Source organism: Nonomuraea ceibae (assembly GCF_019396325.1).
GTDB lineage: Bacteria > Actinomycetota > Actinomycetes > Streptosporangiales > Streptosporangiaceae > Nonomuraea > Nonomuraea ceibae.
Genome location: NZ_JAHKRO010000225.1, coordinates 1 through 2303 on the forward strand (window position 1 = coordinate 1; position 2303 = coordinate 2303).

At 72.4% G+C, this 2303-nt stretch carries 1 protein-coding gene; it reads right to left on the reverse strand.

Features of this window, described 5'->3' with window-relative positions:
* Window positions 1-51 precede the first annotated feature (51 nt).
* On the reverse strand, window positions 52-2303 hold a 2252-nt coding region (locus KME80_RS49455), incomplete at its 5' end, for a helix-turn-helix transcriptional regulator (protein WP_219519926.1).

Sequence of the window (2303 nt, forward strand, 5' to 3'; positions counted from 1 at the left end):
GTCGCTTGGGCCACCGCGAACGGGCGTTGGCGATGTGTAGGAGACGTCACTCTAAGAAGAGAAAGGCCCTGTCAACCCTTCGCGGAAGGCGATGGCCGCCGCCTCGGTGCGGGTTGCCGCGCCCAGTTTCGTCAGGATGTGAGAGACGTGCACGCCTGCCGTGCTCGGCGAGATGTGCAGCTGAGAGGCGATCTGCCGGTTGCTCAAGCCCTCGGTGATCAACCTGAGCACCTGGTGCTCGCGTTCGGTGAGCCCGTCCTGAGCCGGTCGGGGTCGTCCAAGCAGGGCGATCTCCCGGGAGAGCGGCGCGGCGCCCAGGTCCTCGGCCAGCCGGGCGGCTTGCCTTCCTCGGGTGGTCGCGCCGGGCTTGTCGCCCGCGGCCAGCGCCGCCCGCGCGCCGTGGTACAGGCTCAGCGCCAGTTCGTACGGCTGCCTCAGCTCCCGCCAGGCCGCGGCCGCCTCGTCCCAGCCGGTGTCCTCGATCAGGGCGTGCAGCATGATCTGCCAGGCGCGGTCGAATGGCCCGTCGACCCCGAGCGTCGCGTCGGCCGTGGTGAGTTCGGCATGACGTTCGGCGACCTGCCCCCGCACGTCATCGCCGGTGTCGTGGTCGAGTCGGGCCCGTTGTGCCAGCGCGCCGGCGACCAGGACCGGACGAGCGTCGCTGCTGTAGACGCGGGTGAACTCCGGGTCGGCCAGTGCCCGCTCCAGGAGCCGATCGGCTTGTTCCGGGTTGCCCTGGGCGACGGCGAGCAGGCAGAACAGCTGATGGCGGGGGAACAGGCTTCCGCTGTCGGCGTGCTCCACGGCCGCCGCGGCGTCGGCTGCCGCGGCCACATCCCCGCGCAGCAGGGACAGGTGGCCGTCGAGGACGAGCAGGATCTGCCGCGACAGCGGTGGCGGATTCTCCGTGATGCTCTCACGCAGGATGGCGGCCGCTTCGTCCCACCGCCCGGCCAGGATCAGCGCGTGCCCGGCGTAGCGCGCGAGCTCGGCGCCCCGGCTGCGGCCCAGCCCGTACCTGCGGGCGTGGCGCATGCCGTCGCGGGCCGCTTCGATGGCGCGCTCCTGGTCGCCGGTCCTGGTGTACATCGTGGCCTCGTACATCGGGATGGTCATGAGCAGGTCGTGGCTGTCGAGCCGTTCGGCGAGCGTGCGGGCCTGCGCCAGCAGGCCGAGGTCGCCTGTCATGGATCCGACCCCTAGCAGTCCGCGGATGGTGACCGTGGGGTCGCCGGTGCTCAGGCCGACGGCGAGCGCCTCCTCGAACGCCTCGCGTGCCTTGCCCACCTCGGGCAGCAGGCCCATGGCCAGCACCCCGAGCAGCCGCCCCCGCTGGATGCTGCCGGGGTCGGCGGGCAGGAGTTCGAGGGCTCGTTCCCAGTCGGCGACGCCGTTCGCGTTCAACCGGTGCCGCAGTCTGCCCCGCAGCTCCAGCAACTGGGCGGTGCGTTCGGGCTCGCGCCGTTCGTCGATCGCGCTCAGCCCCGTGGTGGCGTAGTCGATGCCGCGTGCGTAGTCGCCGCTGAGCATGCAGGCCTCAGCAGCCCTTGTGAGGATGTCGATCCTGTCGACGTCCAGCCCCGCGTGGGGGTCCCAGAGTTCGAGGACTTGGTCGAGCAGGCGCACCTGCTCTTCGTAGGCGTAGGACCCGTGTGCCTGGTCTGCGGCCAGGTAGGCGGCGGACAGGGCCTGCCTGCGGTTCCCTGCGGCGTAGGCGTGCGCGGCCAGTTCGGCGTGGGCCCCGACATCGCGCAGGGCGTCGGCGTAGCGGGTGTGCAGGCGGGCCCGCTCGCCGGGCAGCAGATCCTCGTACACGGCCTGCCGGATCAAGGCGTGGCGGAAGTCGTAGCCGTCGCCCGTGGTGACGAGCAGGCCGCGGTCGACGAGCTCGCGCAGCAGGGTGTCCAGGTCGGGCCCGTCCTGCCCAGCCACCTGCGCCAGCAGCCGGTGGCTGACCCGCCCGCCCGCCGCCGAGGCCAGGCGGGTCAGCTCGCGAGCGGGGCCCGGCAGCGAGCGCGGTCCGTGCAGCAGCAGGTCACGCAGGCTGTCCGGGGTTCGCTCACCGGCGCGGGCGAGCGCCTCAACAAACAGCGGGTTGCCCTCACTGCGTTCGTGGACGCGGCGTGCCACGGCCGCGTCCGGCTCGTCGCCGAGGATCGCGGCCAGCTGGCGCCCTACGTCCTCCCGGTCCAGGCGTTCCAGGCGCAGCGTGGTCACGCGCGGGTGGCGGGACAGCTCGGACAGCGGCGTTTCCACGGGACGGTGGGTGATCACCAGGAGCACGCCTGCCTGGGCCACGT